The sequence below is a fragment of the Myxococcus sp. CA040A genome (assembly GCF_013336725.1).
In the GTDB taxonomy this organism is placed as follows: domain Bacteria; phylum Myxococcota; class Myxococcia; order Myxococcales; family Myxococcaceae; genus Myxococcus; species Myxococcus llanfairpwllgwyngyllgogerychwyrndrobwllllantysiliogogogochensis.
In genome coordinates, this window is sequence record NZ_JABUMR010000005.1 from 943884 (window position 1) to 960350 (window position 16467).

14 protein-coding genes are annotated in these 16467 nt (G+C 70.4%); 5 read left to right on the plus strand and 9 right to left on the minus strand.

Translation table 11 applies throughout. From position 1 onward, the window contains the following. Together HUA75_RS25690 and speD are read right to left on the minus strand one after the other, a co-directional pair. Positions 1-1899, minus strand: coding sequence for a DUF4178 domain-containing protein (locus HUA75_RS25690; protein ID WP_141647620.1), 1899 nt, complete (start codon positions 1897-1899; stop codon positions 1-3). Then, positions 1896-2195 carry an S-adenosylmethionine decarboxylase gene (gene speD, locus HUA75_RS25695; protein WP_246137686.1) on the minus strand — a complete coding sequence of 100 codons (300 nt, stop codon included), beginning with the start codon at positions 2193-2195 and terminating at the stop codon, positions 1896-1898. Before speD ends, HUA75_RS25690 begins: the two co-directional genes overlap by 4 nt. Positions 2196-2521: 326 nt before the next feature. Here speD and HUA75_RS25700 point away from each other — a divergent pair, with 326 nt between their 5' ends. Further along, complete coding sequence (locus HUA75_RS25700; RefSeq protein WP_254625019.1) at positions 2522-3376, plus strand: lipase; 855 nt, start codon at positions 2522-2524, stop codon at positions 3374-3376. 16 nt (positions 3377-3392) lie between these two features. On the opposite strand, the gene HUA75_RS25705 is transcribed toward HUA75_RS25700, so the two are convergent. Together HUA75_RS25705 and HUA75_RS25710 are read right to left on the minus strand one after the other, a co-directional pair. Then, positions 3393-4481, minus strand: a complete 1089-nt coding sequence (locus tag HUA75_RS25705; RefSeq protein ID WP_174487849.1) for a peptidylprolyl isomerase — start codon at positions 4479-4481, stop codon at positions 3393-3395. A gap of 55 nt (positions 4482-4536) precedes the next feature. Beyond that, positions 4537-5502, minus strand: a complete 966-nt coding sequence (locus tag HUA75_RS25710; protein WP_174487850.1) for a hypothetical protein — start codon at positions 5500-5502, stop codon at positions 4537-4539. A gap of 175 nt (positions 5503-5677) precedes the next feature. Here HUA75_RS25710 and HUA75_RS25715 point away from each other — a divergent pair, with 175 nt between their 5' ends. From HUA75_RS25715 to HUA75_RS25725, 3 genes are read left to right on the plus strand one after another with little or no spacing between them, the layout of a single operon-like run. Then, positions 5678-6376 carry a peptidylprolyl isomerase gene (locus HUA75_RS25715; protein ID WP_141647427.1) on the plus strand — a complete coding sequence of 233 codons (699 nt, stop codon included), beginning with the start codon at positions 5678-5680 and terminating at the stop codon, positions 6374-6376. Further along, positions 6376-7122 (plus strand): alpha/beta hydrolase, encoded by a 747-nt coding sequence (locus tag HUA75_RS25720; protein ID WP_174468127.1) that lies wholly within the window; start codon positions 6376-6378, stop codon positions 7120-7122. Before HUA75_RS25715 ends, HUA75_RS25720 begins: the two co-directional genes overlap by 1 nt. A 3-nt stretch (positions 7123-7125) precedes the next feature. Then, on the plus strand, positions 7126-7539 hold the full coding sequence (locus HUA75_RS25725) for a secondary thiamine-phosphate synthase enzyme YjbQ (protein ID WP_174487851.1): 414 nt from the start codon (positions 7126-7128) through the stop codon (positions 7537-7539). 3 nt (positions 7540-7542) lie between these two features. On the opposite strand, the gene HUA75_RS25730 is transcribed toward HUA75_RS25725, so the two are convergent. Together HUA75_RS25730 and HUA75_RS25735 are read right to left on the minus strand one after the other, a co-directional pair. Next, entirely contained in the window at positions 7543-9309 is a 1767-nt protein-coding gene (locus HUA75_RS25730; RefSeq protein WP_371746187.1) for a L,D-transpeptidase family protein, read from the minus strand. Positions 9310-10227: 918 nt separating this feature from the next. Continuing rightward, a complete protein-coding gene (locus HUA75_RS25735; protein WP_174487852.1) occupies positions 10228-10860 on the minus strand; it encodes a TetR family transcriptional regulator in 633 nt (210 codons plus the stop codon). A gap of 76 nt (positions 10861-10936) precedes the next feature. Between HUA75_RS25735 and HUA75_RS25740 the strand changes: the two genes are divergently transcribed. Next, positions 10937-11854 (plus strand): SDR family oxidoreductase, encoded by a 918-nt coding sequence (locus HUA75_RS25740; RefSeq protein ID WP_174487853.1) that lies wholly within the window; start codon positions 10937-10939, stop codon positions 11852-11854. A 163-nt stretch (positions 11855-12017) separates the two neighbouring features. Here the strand turns inward: HUA75_RS25740 and HUA75_RS25745 are convergent, their stop codons facing one another. The 3 genes from HUA75_RS25745 to HUA75_RS25755 form a co-directional block, all read right to left on the minus strand. Further along, the gene (locus HUA75_RS25745; RefSeq protein ID WP_371746188.1) at positions 12018-13136 is read right to left on the minus strand and encodes a C39 family peptidase; all 1119 of its coding nucleotides are present in this window, start codon (positions 13134-13136) and stop codon (positions 12018-12020) included. Between the two features lie 550 nt (positions 13137-13686). Then, positions 13687-15027, minus strand: a complete 1341-nt coding sequence (locus HUA75_RS25750; RefSeq protein WP_141647433.1) for a sigma-54 dependent transcriptional regulator — start codon at positions 15025-15027, stop codon at positions 13687-13689. Continuing rightward, positions 15024-16457 (minus strand): ATP-binding protein, encoded by a 1434-nt coding sequence (locus HUA75_RS25755; protein WP_141647434.1) that lies wholly within the window; start codon positions 16455-16457, stop codon positions 15024-15026. Before HUA75_RS25755 ends, HUA75_RS25750 begins: the two co-directional genes overlap by 4 nt. Positions 16458-16467: the final 10 nt, after the last annotated feature.

Below are 16467 nucleotides of genomic sequence, written 5' to 3' on the forward strand. Positions count from 1 at the left end.
CTATTCCGTCAGGTTGCTGTCCGCCCACCGGCGCGTCTCGAAGCCGTGGGAGCGGACGAAGGCGAACACCGGCGCCAGCAGCATCAGCACCAGCGCCACGCAGAGCCAGGTGCCATTGGGCGTGTCGTGCACCAGCTTCACGCTGTAGTTGCGCACGCTCGGCCGGGGTGACGCGTCGAAGGCCGCCGTGGTGCGCAGCACATACTTGCCCGCAGGAAGCGCGGACAGGTACAGGCTGTCGCTCGGGCTGCCCTCGCTCCAGAAGCCGTCGCTGTCGTTGCCCTGGTAGTAGCTGAGCTCCTGGTAGAAGCTCACCACGTCACCCGTCTCCTGGTTCACCAGGTCGCCCTGCACGCCCATCCAGGCGTTGCTGAGGCCCGCGGCGACCTCCACCTTCATGTTGCCGCGCTTGGTCAGCTCGAAGGGCGCGCTGAACTTCATCGCGGCGGGCGTCCCAGAGGCCGCGTCCGCGGGCACCGTCACGTTCTCCTGGAGCACCACCTCTTCCCTCGAGTTCACGGAGAAGATGCCCGACAGCACCAGCAACCCCAGAAGCCAGAGGAAGGACCACAGCATGGTGGAGCGCATGCCCGCCGCGTAGGGATTGGGCTGGCTGGGGAGGATGCCGTACGTCGGCCCCACCTCCTTCAGCTTGAACGCCTCCTTCACCACCTCGGGCTGCAGGTACTCGCCATACGTGTACGTCACCTCGTCCTCGGTGGCGTCCACGTTGATGGAGTACGGCGGGGACACGTACTCGGCGGCCTCGGCGTACTCGCCCGCCGTCACCTCCCAGTAGAACTCGCCCTGCACGTTCTCCGTGACGGCGTGGACGTTCTGGAAGGCCTTGTAGCGGCGGCCCTCGAAGTACGCGGACGACAGGGGCGACAGCTCCACGTCACCGGCCGCCAGCGGCTCCAGGAACACCCAGTGGCCGTTGGAGAGCATCAACCAGACGAAGCCCTTGGACTTGTGGAAGAGCAGGTACTCTTCCCACGGGTAGCGCACGCCCTCCACGGTGCAGGAGCGCACCAGGAAGCCGATGCACATCCACTCGGTGTTCTTCAGCGTGCCCTTCGCCCCCAGGGGGATGATGGGCGCGTGGTCCGGCTTCTCCAGGAGCCGCAGGAAGGACAGCTTGCCCTTGCTGACGTCCAGGAGCGCGCCGCAGAACGGGCAGCCCACGCGCAGGGACTTGTCCGGGGCCCGCAGCTCCAGGGGGCCGTTGCACTCGGTGCAGCGCGCCTGCTGGAGGTCCACCTTGCGGCGGGCACGCGGGCGGAGCTGGTCGACGGGAATCCCGAGCTGCTCCAGCTTGAGCCGCTCGCCGATGAAGACTTCCGGGTCCTTGTTCCGCGTGCCGAAGTCGAGCGTGACGAAGGCGCCCTTGGAGCCGGTGGCGTCGACGTAATAGGAGTCCTGCGTGGGGTCCACGTCGCTGGGGAGCTGCCCCTCGGCGGCCACCACCTTGCCGTGGCCGCGCTCCTCCACCACCCAGACGCGGTTGCGCAGGCGCAGCCGCTCACCGGGGTGCAGGTCCGACAGCGACACGCCCTCTTCCACGCCCGCTTCCAGCAGCAGGTGGAAGGCGCCCTCGGACTCGCTCACCCACGCGGTGCGGCCGTCGGAGAACTCCACGTACCATTCGTCCCACGGGCCCGCGCCATGGTCCTTCTGGAGGTGGCCCACGACCTGGAACGCCGTGCGCGCGTAGCGACCCTCCGCGCCCAGTTGGAGCGGCGAGTCAGTGACGACGACGCGGCCAATCTTCCCGTGCGCCTCGAAGTCAGCGCCCTTGCGAGCCACCACCGTCTGGCAGTGGCCACACACCACCACCTGCGCCGAACCGGCGGTGAACTCCACATCCGCGCCGCACGACGGACACCTCCCCTGACTCACGCCATCACCCCCCGCTTCAGCTCCCGCACCTCGCAGGAGGCCGCCTTCAGGTGACGCGCCAACAGCGACTCGAAGTCGGGGCGCGTCCTGGGGCGGCAGCAGTAGACATTGAGCGCGGCGAAGCCATGCTCGGGGAAGGTGTGGATGGCCAGGTGACTCTCCGCAAGCAGCGTCAGTCCGGTGATGCCACCGGGCTCGGGGAATACATGCCACTGCGGCTGGCCCACGACCTTCAAGTCGAGCAGGACGAGGAGCTCCTCGAAGAGCGCCGCCAACGCCGCCGCGTCCTTGAGCAATCCAGGCGAGCAGCCGCTCGCATCAACCAGCCACTCCTGTCCGGTGGTCAGCTTCGAAGTCCTCCCGCCTCTGCTGGACTACTTAGCACGAGAGGCGACGCACGAAAGCCGCTCGCGCCAGGGCCCCGGATGTTGGCGCCGCGCCACCCCTTGCCGGTACGCTTCCGCGTGAAATGACGCAGCGGTCCTCCCCCGAAGTCCCCGCGCCCCCTCCCCCCATTTCCACGCCCTCGCCGCCTCGCGAGCCGGGTGCCATCGCCCGGCTGACGCGGGGGCTCCGAGGACTGCCCGCGGCGCCACGCTGGTGGGGCCCTGGCTGCGGCGGAATGGCCGGCTGGCTCAAGCGCGTGCCCGCGGGGATGACTCCACCCACGGTGGACCTGACCCGCCGCTTCCACGACCTGCTGCGAGCCGTGCGCGAGGGCGAGCCCGTGCTCCCGGACGAGGCGCGGCGCCATCAGTACGTGCTGGTGCGCGGGATGCTGGGGGACGAGCTGCCCGGCTACCTGCTGGACAACGTGCAGCGGCTGGAGCGCCGGGGCCTGGACGTGCTCGAGGCGTCGGTGGACACGGAGGGGTTGCTGCTCGACAACGTCGCGGTGCTGCGCGAAGCGCTGCTGGACGCGGAGCACTTCGGCCGCTCGGTGGTGCTGGTGGGCCACAGCAAGGGCGGCGTCGAGTGCACCGCCGTGCTCGCCCTGTACCCGGAGCTGCGCCGGGTGGTGCGCGCGGTGGTGACGCTCCAGGCGCCCTATGGCGGCTCGTCCATCGCCCATGACCTGGCCTCGACGCCGGACATGCGCAGGCTCATCGACTTCGCCTTCCCGCTGCTGTTCCACGGGGTGTCCCGCTCGGTGGAGGAGCTGTCCTATCCCCAGCGCATGGCGTTCATCCGCCAGCACCCCTACCCGGCGGACATCCCTACCGTGTCGCTGGCCACCTCGCGGCTGTCCCGCCTGTCGTCGCTCTATCCGCTCCAGCGCTACCTGGACGAGCGCTACCGCTACGCGTCCGACGGCATGGTGACCGCGCTGGACGCGGAGGTGCCCGGCGCGCGCGTGGTGCGACTGGACGACATGGACCACGCGGAGGCCGCGCTGCGCGCCTTCCCGGGACTGGGCCGCTACCACCCCGGCGACGTCACCGAGGTGATGGTGGCGCTGGCGCTCCAGACGCCTTGAGCCCGCCGCCGCGACGTCAGGTCGGCGGCGTCAGCGACACGCGCCGCATCACGCTGTCGATGGTGGCGAAGTGCAGCGCCAGGTCCTCCACCCGCTTGGCCAGCAGGGTGTCTTCCTTCATCGCGCGGATGAGGTCCTGGCGGGAGACGCCGGACAGCCCGGCCAGGTCGGCCACCAGCGCGTCCACGGCGCCCTTCGCGAGCTTCACGTGGTCGCGCGCGGCGATGGCCCGCAGCGCCAGCGCCAACGTCAGCCGACGCTCCGTGTCCGCGCGGGTGAGGGGCTCCCTGAGCCAGCCCTCCAGCGCCTCCTGAAGCTCGTTCGGCTGGAAGTCCTTGCGAATCAGCAGGGGCCGTTCGGTCTCCGCCCAGCGGCGGCGAATCTCCTCGTCCACCAGCGCGGGCGTCAGCGTCACCTTCGTGCGCGACACCACTTCGTCCAGCACGCGCTCCTGGGTGAGCCGGTCCATCTCCTCGGTGCGCTCGCGGGCGAGCGTGTCACCGAGGTGGGCCATCACGTCGGTGAGGGTGCCCAGCCCCAGGCGCTTGAGCAGCTCCGGCGAGTCATCCTCCAACAGCTTCAACTCGGAGGCCGCCTTCACGTCGAGCAGGAAGCGCGCCGTCACGCCGCGCAGCGACTCCACCACGTAGGTATCCGGCAGCTTCAGCTCGATGCCGAAGGACTGGCCCACCTTCGCGCCCACCAGCGCCTCGAAGAAGCCGGGCAGCAGCGCGTCTGGCGCGACCTCCGCGCGCCAGTTCTCCCGCGCGGAGTAGGGGATGAGCCGACCGTCGGCGAAGCCGAGCACGTCCAGCAGCACCTCGTCGTCGGGCCCCACCGCCTCGCCCGCCAGTCGCTCACGGCGGTCGGCATGCTGGCGGCGCAGCGAATCGAAGCGCTCCACCAGGGACTGCTCGTCGATGGGGCCGGGTGCGACCACGGCCACCGTCAGCCCTTCCAGGGACGGCGCCTGCACGGTGGGGAGGGAGACAGGCTCGGTGCTGCCCAGCGACAGCGACGCGGGCATGCGCTTCATGATTCCGAGCGCGTGCAGCTCGGCCAGCGAGCGCGCACCGCCACCCTTCGGGTCGTTCTGGGACGTCATGCTTCCTCCGCTCCGGAAGCTCCGGATAACACAGAGCGGAGGAGGCGCGCGGTGCCTAGAAGAACGCGCCCACGAAGCTGGACACCGTCGAGACGACGGCGCCCGCCTGGCTGACCACCGGGATGTTGGTGGCCGCGGCGATGGAGCCCAGCGCGGTGACGCCGGCGGTGACCTTCTTGCCCGCCGCGGCGTTCGGGTCCGCGAGCGTGCTCGCGGCGGCGGCGGTGTCCGCGGCGGCGATGGCGACGTTGAGGCCCGGCGCGAAGCGGCCCGCGGCCCTGGCCACGGCCGTGCCGCCCCCCTGCAGCGCGGTGCGAGCGGCGTTGGCGCCCAGACGGCCCGCGTCCTCCAGTCCCTCGCCCGCGGCGCGAGCGGCGGCGTGACGCGTGACCTGGCGGGACGAGCCCTGCGCGGCCTCGGACGCGGCGGAGGTCGCCACGCGGTTCGCCACCGCGCCCGTGGCCTCCGGCGCGGCCTGCGTGAAGGCGGTGCGCGCCGCGTTGGCCGCCGCGCGGAAGTTGCTCACGTTGCCCGCGAGGTCCAGGCCCCCCTTGGCCACGTTGAGGCCGGTGGACGCGAGGCCCGACACGGAGCCGAGCGCCCTGTTGGCGGACTCGCCGGACGGGTTGCGGAAGGCATCGCGCACGTCGCGGAACGACAGGTAGGCCGCGCCCGGGAGCTGCGCCACGCTGGCCGCCGTGGACACGCCGCCGGCCCAGCGGGTGCTTCGGGTGTTCACGCCTTCCACGGTGGTGCCGGTGAGGCCCGTCTCGAGCGGTCCGAAGCGGATGGGGCCCTGCGTGCGACGCACCTGGGTGGCACCCACCGCGTCGGAGAACTGCCTCACCCCGTTGGTGCCCCGGGCCACCTCGTTGCCAAGCTGCTCCCAGCGGTCCGACCTCGCGGCGGGCGGCGCCAGGACATCAGCCCGGGGCGCCGGAGGCGGCGCGGCCGACGGCTGTGCGGGCCGAGCGGTGGGAGCGGAACTCGGGGCGGTGGGACGAGGCTCGATGGGCGCCAACTCAGGACTCCAGACGCAATTCAGGGTGTTCTGTGGGGATCATCGTGCCCTGTTTCCAGATGTTGCGTCGACCCGGGTCGCTGGCGGGCGATTTTGCCTCCCAGACAACGCCCTGCCCGCGCGGGACGACGTAACCCCCTGTAATCCGGCGGAGGTCGGGTAATCTGCGCGCCCCATGAACATCCGAATCCTCAGCGCCCTCCTCCTGTGCCTCACCGTCGCCGCCTGCAAGGACTCCGAGAAGAAGGAATCCACGGGTGGTTCTACCCCCGCCTCGGCCACCCCCAAGGCCCCCGCGCCCGCCGCGGAAGGCCCGGGCGAGTGGATGAAGAAGGCGTACGGCGGCCAGGACATCCAGGCCACGTTGGAGACGAACCAGGGCCCCATCGTCGTGCGGCTGTTCTCCAAGGACGCGCCGAACACGGTGTCCAACTTCGTGGGGCTCGCCACGGGGGAGAAGACGTGGACGGACCCTCGCAACGGTGAGCGCGTGACGGGCAAGCCGCTGTACGACGGCGTCGTCTTCCACCGCGTGATTCCGGGCTTCATGATTCAGGGTGGAGACCCCACGGGTTCCGGCCGGGGTGACCCGGGCTACCGCTTCGCGGACGAGTTCCAGAGCGGCCGCACGTTCGACAAGCCGGGCCTGCTGGCCATGGCCAACGCGGGACCGGGCACCAACGGCAGCCAGTTCTTCATCACCACGTCCACGCCGAGCTACCTCAACAACAAGCACACCATCTTCGGCGAGGTGGTGAAGGGTTATGACGTCGTGGAGAAGATCTCCAAGGTCGCCACGGGCCCGGGAGACCGCCCGGTGGACCCCGTCATCATCCAGAAGATTACCCTCGCGGACGCGGCCGGCGCGCAGTGATGGACCGACGCAACCTCCGACTCGTGTCCACGCGCCTGGGCGAGCTGGACTGCCAGGTGGTGGACGGGCTCGCCGAGGGCACCGTGCCGGACCTGGCGGTGATTCTCTGCCATGGCCTCGGCGCCGCGGGGACGGACCTGGTGTCGCTGGTGCCGGAGCTGATGGCCATGGAGCCGGTGCTGGCGGAGCGCGTGCGCTTCGTCGTTCCCGCAGGCCCCCTGACGATGGCCCAGTGGGGCATGCCCCAGGGGCGCGCCTGGTTCCACCTGCCCGAGGCCTTCATGCGCGGACAGATGCGGGATTGGGAGGCCTACTCGAAGGAAGTGCCCGAGGGGCTTCCCGCCGCCCGTCGAGCCCTCATGTCCGTGGTGGACGCGTTGTCGACCACGTCGAAGCTGCCCTATGGACGCATCGTCCTGGGCGGCTTCAGCCAGGGCGGCATGGTGACGACGGACGTGGCCCTGCGGCTGGAGGAACGGCCGGCCGGGCTGTTCATCCTGTCGGGCACACTCATCGCGGAGGCGGAGTGGAAGCAGAAGGCCCAGGCCCGGCAAGGGCTGCCGGTGTTCCAGGGCCACGGCCGTCACGATGACGTACTGCCCTTCGCGACGGGCGAGCGGCTGCGCGACGCGCTGGTGCAGTCGGGGCTGTCCGTGGACTTCTTCCCTTTCGATGGACCGCACACGCTGGACGTCGAGGAACTGGAGCGGCTGGCCGCGTTCCTGAAGGCGCGGCTGGGGGACTGAGGCATGTACCACGCGAAGGAGTTCACGGTGCCCACGCAGGGGCGCGGCTTCACGGACATCACCCGGGACGTGCAGCAAGCGGTGGCGGACAGCGGCGCGAAGCAGGGCCTGTGCACCGTGTTCCTCCACCACACGAGCGCGTCCCTGATTCTGTGTGAGAACGCGGACCCCGACGTGCGCCGGGATTTGGAGTCCTTCTTCGCGCGGCTGGTGAAGGACGGGGACCCTCTCTTCGTGCACGACGCGGAGGGGGCCGACGACATGCCCGCGCACGTGCGCACGGTGCTCACGCAGAACTCGCTGAGCATTCCGGTGAAGGACGCCGCGGCGAGCCTGGGGACGTGGCAGGGCGTCTACGTCTGGGAGCACCGCGCCTCGCCCCACCGCCGACGCGTCACCGTGTCGGTGGTGGGCTGAGCGTCAGCGCAGGCCGCGCGTGCTGGCGACGACGCGCACCTTGCGCTCCTTGAGGGGGATGCGCGCCTGCCCCCGGATGCGCACCCAGGAGCCGGGCGACTCGGGCGTGGCGTGCACCATGGACCAGCCGGTGGGGACCTCCGGCGCGGCCCAGCCGTAGAGGGCCCGAGCGTCCCTGGGCGCGAGGTTGACGCAGCCGTGGCTCATCGGCTCGCCGAAGCGGTCATGCCAGTAGGCGGTGTGCAGCGCGTAGTCCTCCTCGAAGAACATGGTCCACGGCACGGTGGCCACGCGGTAGGTGTCATTGCCCGCGGTGCCGTTGCCCGTCATGTCGGCCTCCGCGAATTTGATCCACACGCGGTAGAGGCCCTCGGGTGTGTCCGTGCCGGGCTTCCCGGAGGAGATGAGCGTGGCGTAGACGGGGCGCTCGCCCTCGTACGCGACGAGCACCTGGGCATCCAGGTCCACGTCGAGCCAGCGCGCGCCGGGCTCCACACCGGGGGGTGCGTGGGTGAACCAGGCGACGTGGAGGTCCTCGCGCGCCACCCAGTGGTCCTCCGCGATGAGCACCCAGTTGCCATCGGGAGACAGCTCGCGCACGGCCACCAGGGTCCGAGGGGGCAGCACCGTCTCCCGAGCGGCCTTCGCGTCAGGGGCCACCTTCACCTCGATGGGCGCCGTGGGCTTCACGCGCGACTGGGCCCAGGCGAAGGGCGAGGACAGCTCCGACAGCTGGTCCGCGTCCACGCCGACGAAGGCGGAGGGCCGGTACTCGCGCAGGACGCGGGCCTCCAGGTACTGGCCATCCGTCGTGCGCCAGAAGGTGCGTCGACCCACGCGCACCTGTCCGCGCAGCTGCACCGTCACCGAGCCTTTCAGCAGCACACCCCTTCTGCGCGAACGGGCCAGGGCGAGGCTCGGGTACGCGCGCACGCGCTTGCCCACGACGCGGGCATAGGTGCCGGGTGTCAGCTCGCCTTCGCGCAGGCGGGGCAAATCCCTGACGCGAGGCTCGCGGAAGTTGCGCTCCAGGTAGCGCTCGCAGACCCAGCCACGGGGCTGGATTTCCACCCAGGTCTCGCACTCGGGGCCACGCATGGCCGTCTCGCCCTTCCAGAGCACGCGCATGTCCTGGGCCACGGTGCCCAGGGGAGGCGCGTCCTGACGAGGAGCGGAGCGGACCGCGATGGAGCGGCGCACGCGCAGCGAGCCCGCGTCGGGCTGATAGGGAATCGCGACGGGTTCGGTGCCCGCGTCCGCGCCGCTGGCAGTGGGGGTGCCGGAGGTGTCTTCGTCGGGCTCCAGGGACGGGTCGTCGAGCACGAGGCTGGTGTCTTCCAGCGGCTCACCATCCGGGCCGAGCACCAGCTCCACGCCCGGGTTCCGCTTGTCGGGGATGACGACGAGCTGCTCGGCGGGTGGAGGCGGTGACTCCTCGGGGTCCACGACGGGGGCGTCCTCGTGGCGCTCGGGCTTGGGCATCGCGCTGAGCGCGGGGTCGATGGCGAGCGAGGGCTCGTCGTGCGCGGAGGAGTCGTCCTCCGAGTCGCGGGAGTCCGAGCCTGGACGCGCGGCAGAAGCCGGACGCGAGGGGCCCCCATCCGTGTCGAGCACGGGCGCGGTCCGATTCCAGGCGGCGAGCAGGTCTCCCGGAGTGGAGGCCACGGGAGCCTGGCTTCCCGCCACTCCGGACCGTGGCGTGCCACCGTCTTCCGAGCCGACTGTCTCAGCGGAGGTGAGCCCGTTCGGCACGGGGCTATGAGCGGGCACGGCGGCATCTCCCGCGGGAACCGTCGCGCCCGCGACCTGAGCACCGTTCGCCACCGTGGGGGGCGACACCACACCGGGCCGAGCCTCTGCCGTCGGAGCCGCTGGACTGCTTGGGACAGTCGCTCCCGTGGGAGGCGACACCGTGCTTCCAGCGACGGTCGGAACCTCCGTCAGGGGAGACACAGCACTCCCTTGGATGGTCGCGCTCGACGTCGGAGACATCGAGCTTCCCGCGACCGACGGAGGCTGAGCCGAGGATGCCTCCGGAGTCGCTTGAACACTCCCGCCCAAGATCGGAGACACCGAGCTTCCCGCGACCGTCGGAGGCTGAGCCGACGGCGCCGCTGGACTGTCTTGGACACTCCCGCCCGAGGTCGGCGCGCCAGCGCCTCCCGCCACGGTCGAGGGCGCCACTGGACTCCCCTGGACGGTCGCATCCGTAGGAGGCGACACCGGGGTTCCCGCCACGGTCGGCGCTTCCGTGGGGAGAGACGACGGGACTGCGTGCTTCCCTCCTCCCTCTTGGACGAACTCCGTGGGCGCGGAGGGATTGCCTGTCGTGGGGAGGGACGGGCTCGGCGCTACACCTTCAGCGGGAGAGGGGGAATCCTCCGTCTTCGACGAAGGCGTGCAGGCGATTCCAGGCAGGAGAAGGGCGAGCTGAAGCCAACGTCGCATGTGGACGACACGGTACGAGGGCTCGCCCGCTTGCTCAACGTCGTCCGAGGTGGGGCCGCCTGCGCGCGACTCCGCGCGGGTGCGTAATCCGTGCGGTCCTGACGGTGGATGTCACATGCAACGGAATGGAGGGGCCCTGCCCGTCTCCCGCACGAGAGGAATCCCCTATGGCCCCGGATACCCCGAGACATGTCTCACGTGAGACATATCCCGCGTCACTCGGCCCCGCGCTCCTCGAGCCTACCGGGAGGTGGAGCGGCTGCGTCGCGGTGCCTTCCTGGTCGGGAGTGGCGAGGAAGGAGCCACGCTCGCTCCGGCGGTGATGAGCCGCAGCTCCGCGAGTGCCACGCGCACATGATGCGCGAGCTCGTGCTTCTTCGTGTCCTCGACCCAACGCTCGAACGCGCTCTTGAAGATGGCGATGCCCGCTTCGGCGACCAGGTTGGCCACCGTCTTCTCGACGCCACGTCCCCGGAGGCTCTCCGCCATCGCCGAGGCGAGTGACGCGAGTTTGATCAGCTCGCGCTCCCGCAGCTCCGCGTGCGCCAAGATGAGCGGTTGTCGCTTGGATGCGTGCGCACGGCGCTCCTCGAATCCCGGCGAGAGGGCCTCGAGCGCGGCGGCGACAACATCGATGGGAGCCATCTCTTTCGGAGCATCCGCGATGGCGTTGACGATGAGCGCCTCGAGTTCCTTCGAGCGCGAGAACAGGACCTCTCGCTTGTCGGCGAAGTAGCGAAAAAATGTCCGCTCGGTGAGCCCCGCACGCGCGGCGATCTCCTCCACCGTCGTGCGGTCGTACCCCCGCTCCTGGAACAACTGCATCGCGGCGTCTTGCAGGCGTTCGAGCGCGTTCGGTTCCCAACGACCCATGGCGCCACCCTACCTGATTGCAGCGACTGACATCAGGTGTTAGAAGTCATGTCAGTTTCTGACATCGGAGGTTCACATGCGCGTCTTTGTCACGGGTGCATCGGGGCACATCGGCTCCGTGGTCGTCCGCGAGTTGCTCTCGGCCGGACACCAGGTCGTCGGGCTCGCCCGCTCCGACTCCTCGGTCGCCGCGCTGAGGTCCGCTGGCGCGGAGGTGCGGCGAGGCAACCTCGATGACCTCGAAGGTCTGCGGGAGGCCGCTGCCACCGCGGATGGCGTCATCCACCTCGCGTTCAAGCATGACGTGGCCTTCACCGGCGACTACGCGGGTGCGGTGATGGCCGACCTCCGCGCCATCGAAGCGATGAGCGCGGTGCTCGAGGGCTCTGGCAAGCCGTTCGTGGGCACGGCGGGGACGCTCGCGCTGGCCCATGCCGTGCTCGGTCGCCCTGGCACAGAACATGATGCGCTCGCGGGCGGCCCCCGCATCGACGCGGAGAATGCGGTGGTCGCGCTCGGAAAGCGCGGCGTCCGGTCCTCCGTCATCCGCCTCGCGCCGACGGTGCACAGCTCGCTCGACCATCAGGGCTTCGTCCCGTCGCTCATCGCCATGGCGCGAAAGAACGGCTTCGCCGCCTACGTCGGGGACGGCGCCAACCGCTGGCCGGCGCTGCACACGCTCGACGCGGCGCGACTCTACCGACTGGCGTTGGAGGTCGCGCCCGCGGGCTCTCGCATCCACGGGGTCGCCGAGGAAGGCATCTCTTTTCGCGACATCGCCGAGGCCATCGGCCGTGGCCTCGGATTACCGGCCAGGAGCGTCTCCCCTGAAGAGGCGAGCAACTACCTCGGCTTCCTCGCCGCCTTCGCCCAGCTCGACAACCCCACGTCCAGCGCGCACACGCGCGACCTCCTGGGCTGGCAGCCGACGCATCCGGGGCTGCTCGCCGACCTCGCCGAGCGCCACTACTTCGAGCCCGCGCCCTCCGCGTGACACGAGGCGCGATGAGCGCGAGCCCGGCGCGATGAACGCGAGCCCGGCGCGATGAGCGCGCGCCCGGCGCGATGCGCGCGCGCCCGGCGCGATGAGCGCGCGCCCGACGCGATGAACTCTCGGTGCCCCGGACCGTGGCGTTGCCCGGAACGGGGTCACCGGTTCAGCGCAGCAGTCCGATGACCTCCGCGGGGAACGCCGTGCCGGAAGGCCAGAGCACGTAGGCCGCGCCCCGCGAGTGCTGCCACGCGCGCCAGAGTTCGTCGCGCTTGTACGTCACAGACACCGTCTCGTCGGTCTTGAACGCGGGGTCATTGCACACGACATCGCCTTCGGGAGTGAAGCCCTTCAGGACAATGAGATGCCCATCCGAGCTGCGCACGGGCGAGCCGGTGAGCTCCCCCTCCTCGTAGGCGATGCTGATGCTGACCGGAATGCCCGCGGAGATGAGCCGCTCCACCTGCGCGAAGCCATCCAGGCGCAACACCGCGCCGTGCAGCGCCCCGTCACCGATGGCGGAGGCATACGCCGTGTTGAAGGCCCAGTTGCCCGTCCCCTTGTAGACCCAGTCAAAGGTCCGGTCGGCGGACGACGGCACCGTCGTGGTCAGCTCGGGCCGCCCCAGCTTCCGCCCCCAGTACCCGAGCAACATCGTGGTGGACGTGGGCGAACACCACACGGGGCCACCCTCGGGGTACAGCATCTGCGAGTGGCCGGGCACCTCCAGCACCGTGCCCCAGGCCGCCCGGTCCGACGACGCATCCGCGACGACACCTTGCTTGTCGCTCACCGCCGCCGTCAGCGCGCGAACCCGAGGCGTGGCCTCCGGCTGCGACGAGAACAGCCACACCGTCATCCGCAGCGCATCCGCGCGACGCTTGAGGTTGAGCGTGTCCGTGTACACCTGACCGTCCGCGTCCCCCTGCCCGTCCACGCTGTGCCGGGCCACGGGCACCTTGTCGAAGGCCCACACGCCCAGCTCGTAGTCCTTCGTCCAGGCGCCCTCGATGCGCGCGGCGAGCGTCACCTTCACCCATGTGCCAGGAGGCGTCTGCGCATCGAAGGACGGCACCACGCTGGTGAAGCCGCCCGGCACGAGCTGGACCTCGGAGACGGCGCTCCCCAGCCGGTAGGTTGCCTCGTGATAGCGCGTGCCACCGTCCTCGTTACGTCCCGTGGGAACGGGCACGCTGTCCGTCCGCGCCGACGCGTCCAGCACCAACGCTCCATCCCCGGTGAGCGCGGTGCCCTCGCGCGTGAAGCGCTCGAAGTCGCGCTCCACGGCGCTGCGCCGCCACAGTCGAGCCGGGGGTCCCGGCTCGTCCGAAGGTGAGTCCTCACGACCTTTCTGCTGCGAGACACAAGCCGTCTGCGTGGAAGCAAGGAGAAGAGCCAGCGTCGACAGGGAGCGCGCGTTCACGGCGCGGAGTCTGCGAAACCGGCCCCACCCAGCACAAGGCGCATCGCAGCGTTGGCGCACTCCACCGACGTGAAGTCATGCGCCCACGACGTTCATTCTCAGGCGCAGCGGAATGACACGCACCGAAGGGTCCTCGTCTGAACGGTGACGAACCAGGCGGTCGCCACGGCACGCAAGGCACCGCTCCGACTCCCTCAGGCAGTGTCGAAGCCGCGCATCCCGCTTCGCCTCTCACGAACGCTGCCCCCGAGCCATGCGCGGCACCGCTCCGACTCCCTCAGGCAGTGTCGAAGCCGCGCATTCCGCTTCGCCTCTCACGAACGCTGCCCCCGAGCCATGCGCGGCACCGCTCCGATTCCCTCGGAGGCAAAGCACCGCCGACTCAGCCAGACGGCGGCGACGCCTCTCTACCCTACGACTCCGCCTCCGCGCCCGACGCCTCCAGCAGCTTGTAGAGCGTCTTGCGGTCCACATCGAGCAGCCGCGCCGCCTCGCTCTTGTTGCCACCCACCGCCTGGAGCACGTGCGCCGCATACCGCCGCGACAGCTCCGCGAGGCTCGGCATGTCCCCCGCCAGCCCCGTCAGTCGCTTGGGCGCATCGCCAATCGGCTCCGGGAAGTCCTGTGGCCCCAGCACGCCCGTCACGTTGAGCGCCAGGGCCCGCGCCACCACGTTCTCCAACTGCCGCACGTTGCCCGGCCAGTCGTAGGCCGTCAGCCGCGACATCGCCTCCGACGTCACCACCGGGCTCACCCCGCCCCGCGCATGTCGCGACGCGAAGTGCACCACCAGCGCCGGGATGTCCTCGCGCCGCTCGCGCAAAGGCGGCAGGTGCAGGTGCACCACGTCCAGCCGGTACAGCAGGTCCTCGCGGAACACTCCCTCCGCCACCCGCTCCTTCAAGTCCCGGTTCGTCGCCGCGACGACGCGCGCGTCCACCTTCACCGGCACGCTCTCACCCACGCGCCGGATTTCGCCCTCCTGCAACACGCGCAGGAGCTGCGACTGCACCTTCATCCCCACGTCGCCAATCTCGTCGAGGAACAGCGTCCCGCCATTCGCCTCCTCGAACACCCCCCGCCGCGCGCCCGACGCGCCGGTGAAGCTGCCCTTCGCATGGCCAAACAGCTCGCTCTCCATCAGCGATTCGGTGATGGCGCCGCAGTCCACGGGGATGAACGGACCGTTGGAGCGGGGCGAGCGATTGTGCAGCGCCCGCGCCACCATCTCCTTGCCCGTGCCCGTCTCGCCCGTAATCAGCACCGGCACGTTGCTCGCCGCCGCGCGGGCCACCTGCTTGTACACCTCCAGCAGCGCCGGGCTGCGCCCCACCAGCGCGCTGCGGTCCACGTGCTGGCGCAGCGAGCGGTTCTCCTCCACCAACCGCTTCTGCTCCAGCGCCCGGCGCGCCACGCGCAGAATCGCGTCCACGTCGAAGGGCTTGGCCAGGTAGTCGAAGGCCCCCAGCTGGATGCTGTCCAGCGCGCCCTCGATGTTGCCGAACGCCGTCACCACAATCACCGGCGTGTCCGGAAGGTGCGCCTTCACCTCCTGCAACACCTTGAGGCCATCGCCCGGCTCGGGCATGGCCATGTCCGTCAACACCAGGTCGAACGAGCCCTCCGCCAGCTTCTCCTGCGCCGCCTTCGGGTGCGCCGCCTGCGACACCGCGCCCAGGGGCCCCAGCAACCGCTGGAGCAAGTCCCTCGCCTGAGGGTCATCGTCCACGACGAGGATGCGGGATGTACTCATGAGGCCACCTTGCGATTCGCGGAAGCAGTGGACGACTCCACGGACTCGACGGTGCTCCCCACCGGCGGCCGCGTCACGCGCGCGAAGCGCACCACCACGCGCGTGCCCTTCCCCTCTTCCGAACGCACCGTCAACGTCCCACCGTGCGCCTCCACCACGCGCTTCGTGGTGGCCATGCCCAACCCATGCCCTGGCAACGAGCGGACTTCCGGCGCGCGGAAGAACGGCTGGAACAGCGAGGCCATCGCCACGGGCCCCATGCCGATGCCGTTGTCCACCACCTCCAACACCGCGTCCGTCCCCTCGGTGGACACACTCACCGTCACCCGAGGCTCCGGCCGGCCCGCCGTGTACTTCACCGCGTTCGTCAGGAGATTGCGCGCCGTGACTTGCAGCAACTGCCCCGGACAATCCACCGCCACCCCCGCTTGCAGCGTCCGCTCCAGCGCCACGCCCTGCGCCGCCGCCGTCTGCGCTACCTCCAGCAGCACCGTCGTCACCGCCGTGTCCAGCTCGCCCACGGTGCGCTCACCGCGCGTGCCCGCGCGACAGAAGCGCAGCAGCGCTTCAATCAGCTCACCCATGCGCACCGCGCTCGACTCGCACTGCGCCAGCATCTCCAACGCGCCCGCGTCCTTCACCGCGCCCGTGCGACGGATGAGCGTCAGGTAGCCCTTGAGCGGCGCCAGCGGACTGATGAGGTCATGCGCCACGCGACGCGTGAAGGAATCCAGCTCCTCGTTGTGCCGCCCCAGCTCCGTGAGCTGCCCCTGAATCGTCGCGTCCTGGCGCTTGAGCAGCGTGGTGATGTGCCACCCCACCAGCATGGACAGCAGCATCGCCAGGAGCGTGGTGCCCGCGCCCAGCGCCGTGTTGCGCACGCGCAGGTCCGCCAGGCGCCCCACCAACCGGCGCGCCTCGTTCGCGTTCTCCTCCGACAGCGAGCCGCCCAGCGCGTCCAATTGCGCGGCCACCGGACGGATGCGCTCGGCCAGATGCCGGCGCGCCCGGTCCGCCTCGCGCCGCTGGGAGAACACCGCCGCCGCGCGCACCTGGTCCGCCAACCCCTGGCAGGCCGCGTTGAAGCGCTCCCACACCGCCTTGTCGCCCGGCGGCAGGTTGCGCGTGTACGCCTCCGAGGCGAAGCGGATGTCGGTGAGAATCTCCTCCATCACCGCGTCCGCGGCCTTGCGCTCGGCGTCGTCCGTGGCGCGGATGTGCGCCTCGATGGCGGACTCCAGCGACAGCGCGTCCACGCGGATGCGGCCAATGAGGCTGGCGCGCTCGAGCGCCTCCTGCACCAGCGCGTCCACCTGCGTGCCCGTGCGGACCTCCGTCCACAGCGTGAAGGCCGTGACGGCGGACAGCAGGGCCACCACGAAGAAGAAGCCTGCGCGATAACCGCGAATGGACGTCCGGGAGCTCACCAGGGTCCGACCT

Bases quoted from the DNA above. Each gene is read 5' to 3' on its own strand.
- HUA75_RS25700 (WP_254625019.1), top strand. From the start codon at position 2,522: ATGGCCGGCTGGCTCAAGCGCGTGCCCGCGGGGATGACTCCACCCACG.
- HUA75_RS25705 (WP_174487849.1), bottom strand. From the start codon at position 4,481: ATGACGTCCCAGAACGACCCGAAGGGTGGCGGTGCGCGCTCGCTGGCC.
- HUA75_RS25715 (WP_141647427.1), top strand. From the start codon at position 5,678: ATGAACATCCGAATCCTCAGCGCCCTCCTCCTGTGCCTCACCGTCGCC.
- HUA75_RS25720 (WP_174468127.1), top strand. From the start codon at position 6,376: ATGGACCGACGCAACCTCCGACTCGTGTCCACGCGCCTGGGCGAGCTG.
- HUA75_RS25725 (WP_174487851.1), top strand. From the start codon at position 7,126: ATGTACCACGCGAAGGAGTTCACGGTGCCCACGCAGGGGCGCGGCTTC.
- HUA75_RS25735 (WP_174487852.1), bottom strand. From the start codon at position 10,860: ATGGGTCGTTGGGAACCGAACGCGCTCGAACGCCTGCAAGACGCCGCG.
- HUA75_RS25740 (WP_174487853.1), top strand. From the start codon at position 10,937: ATGCGCGTCTTTGTCACGGGTGCATCGGGGCACATCGGCTCCGTGGTC.
- HUA75_RS25750 (WP_141647433.1), bottom strand. From the start codon at position 15,027: ATGAGTACATCCCGCATCCTCGTCGTGGACGATGACCCTCAGGCGAGG.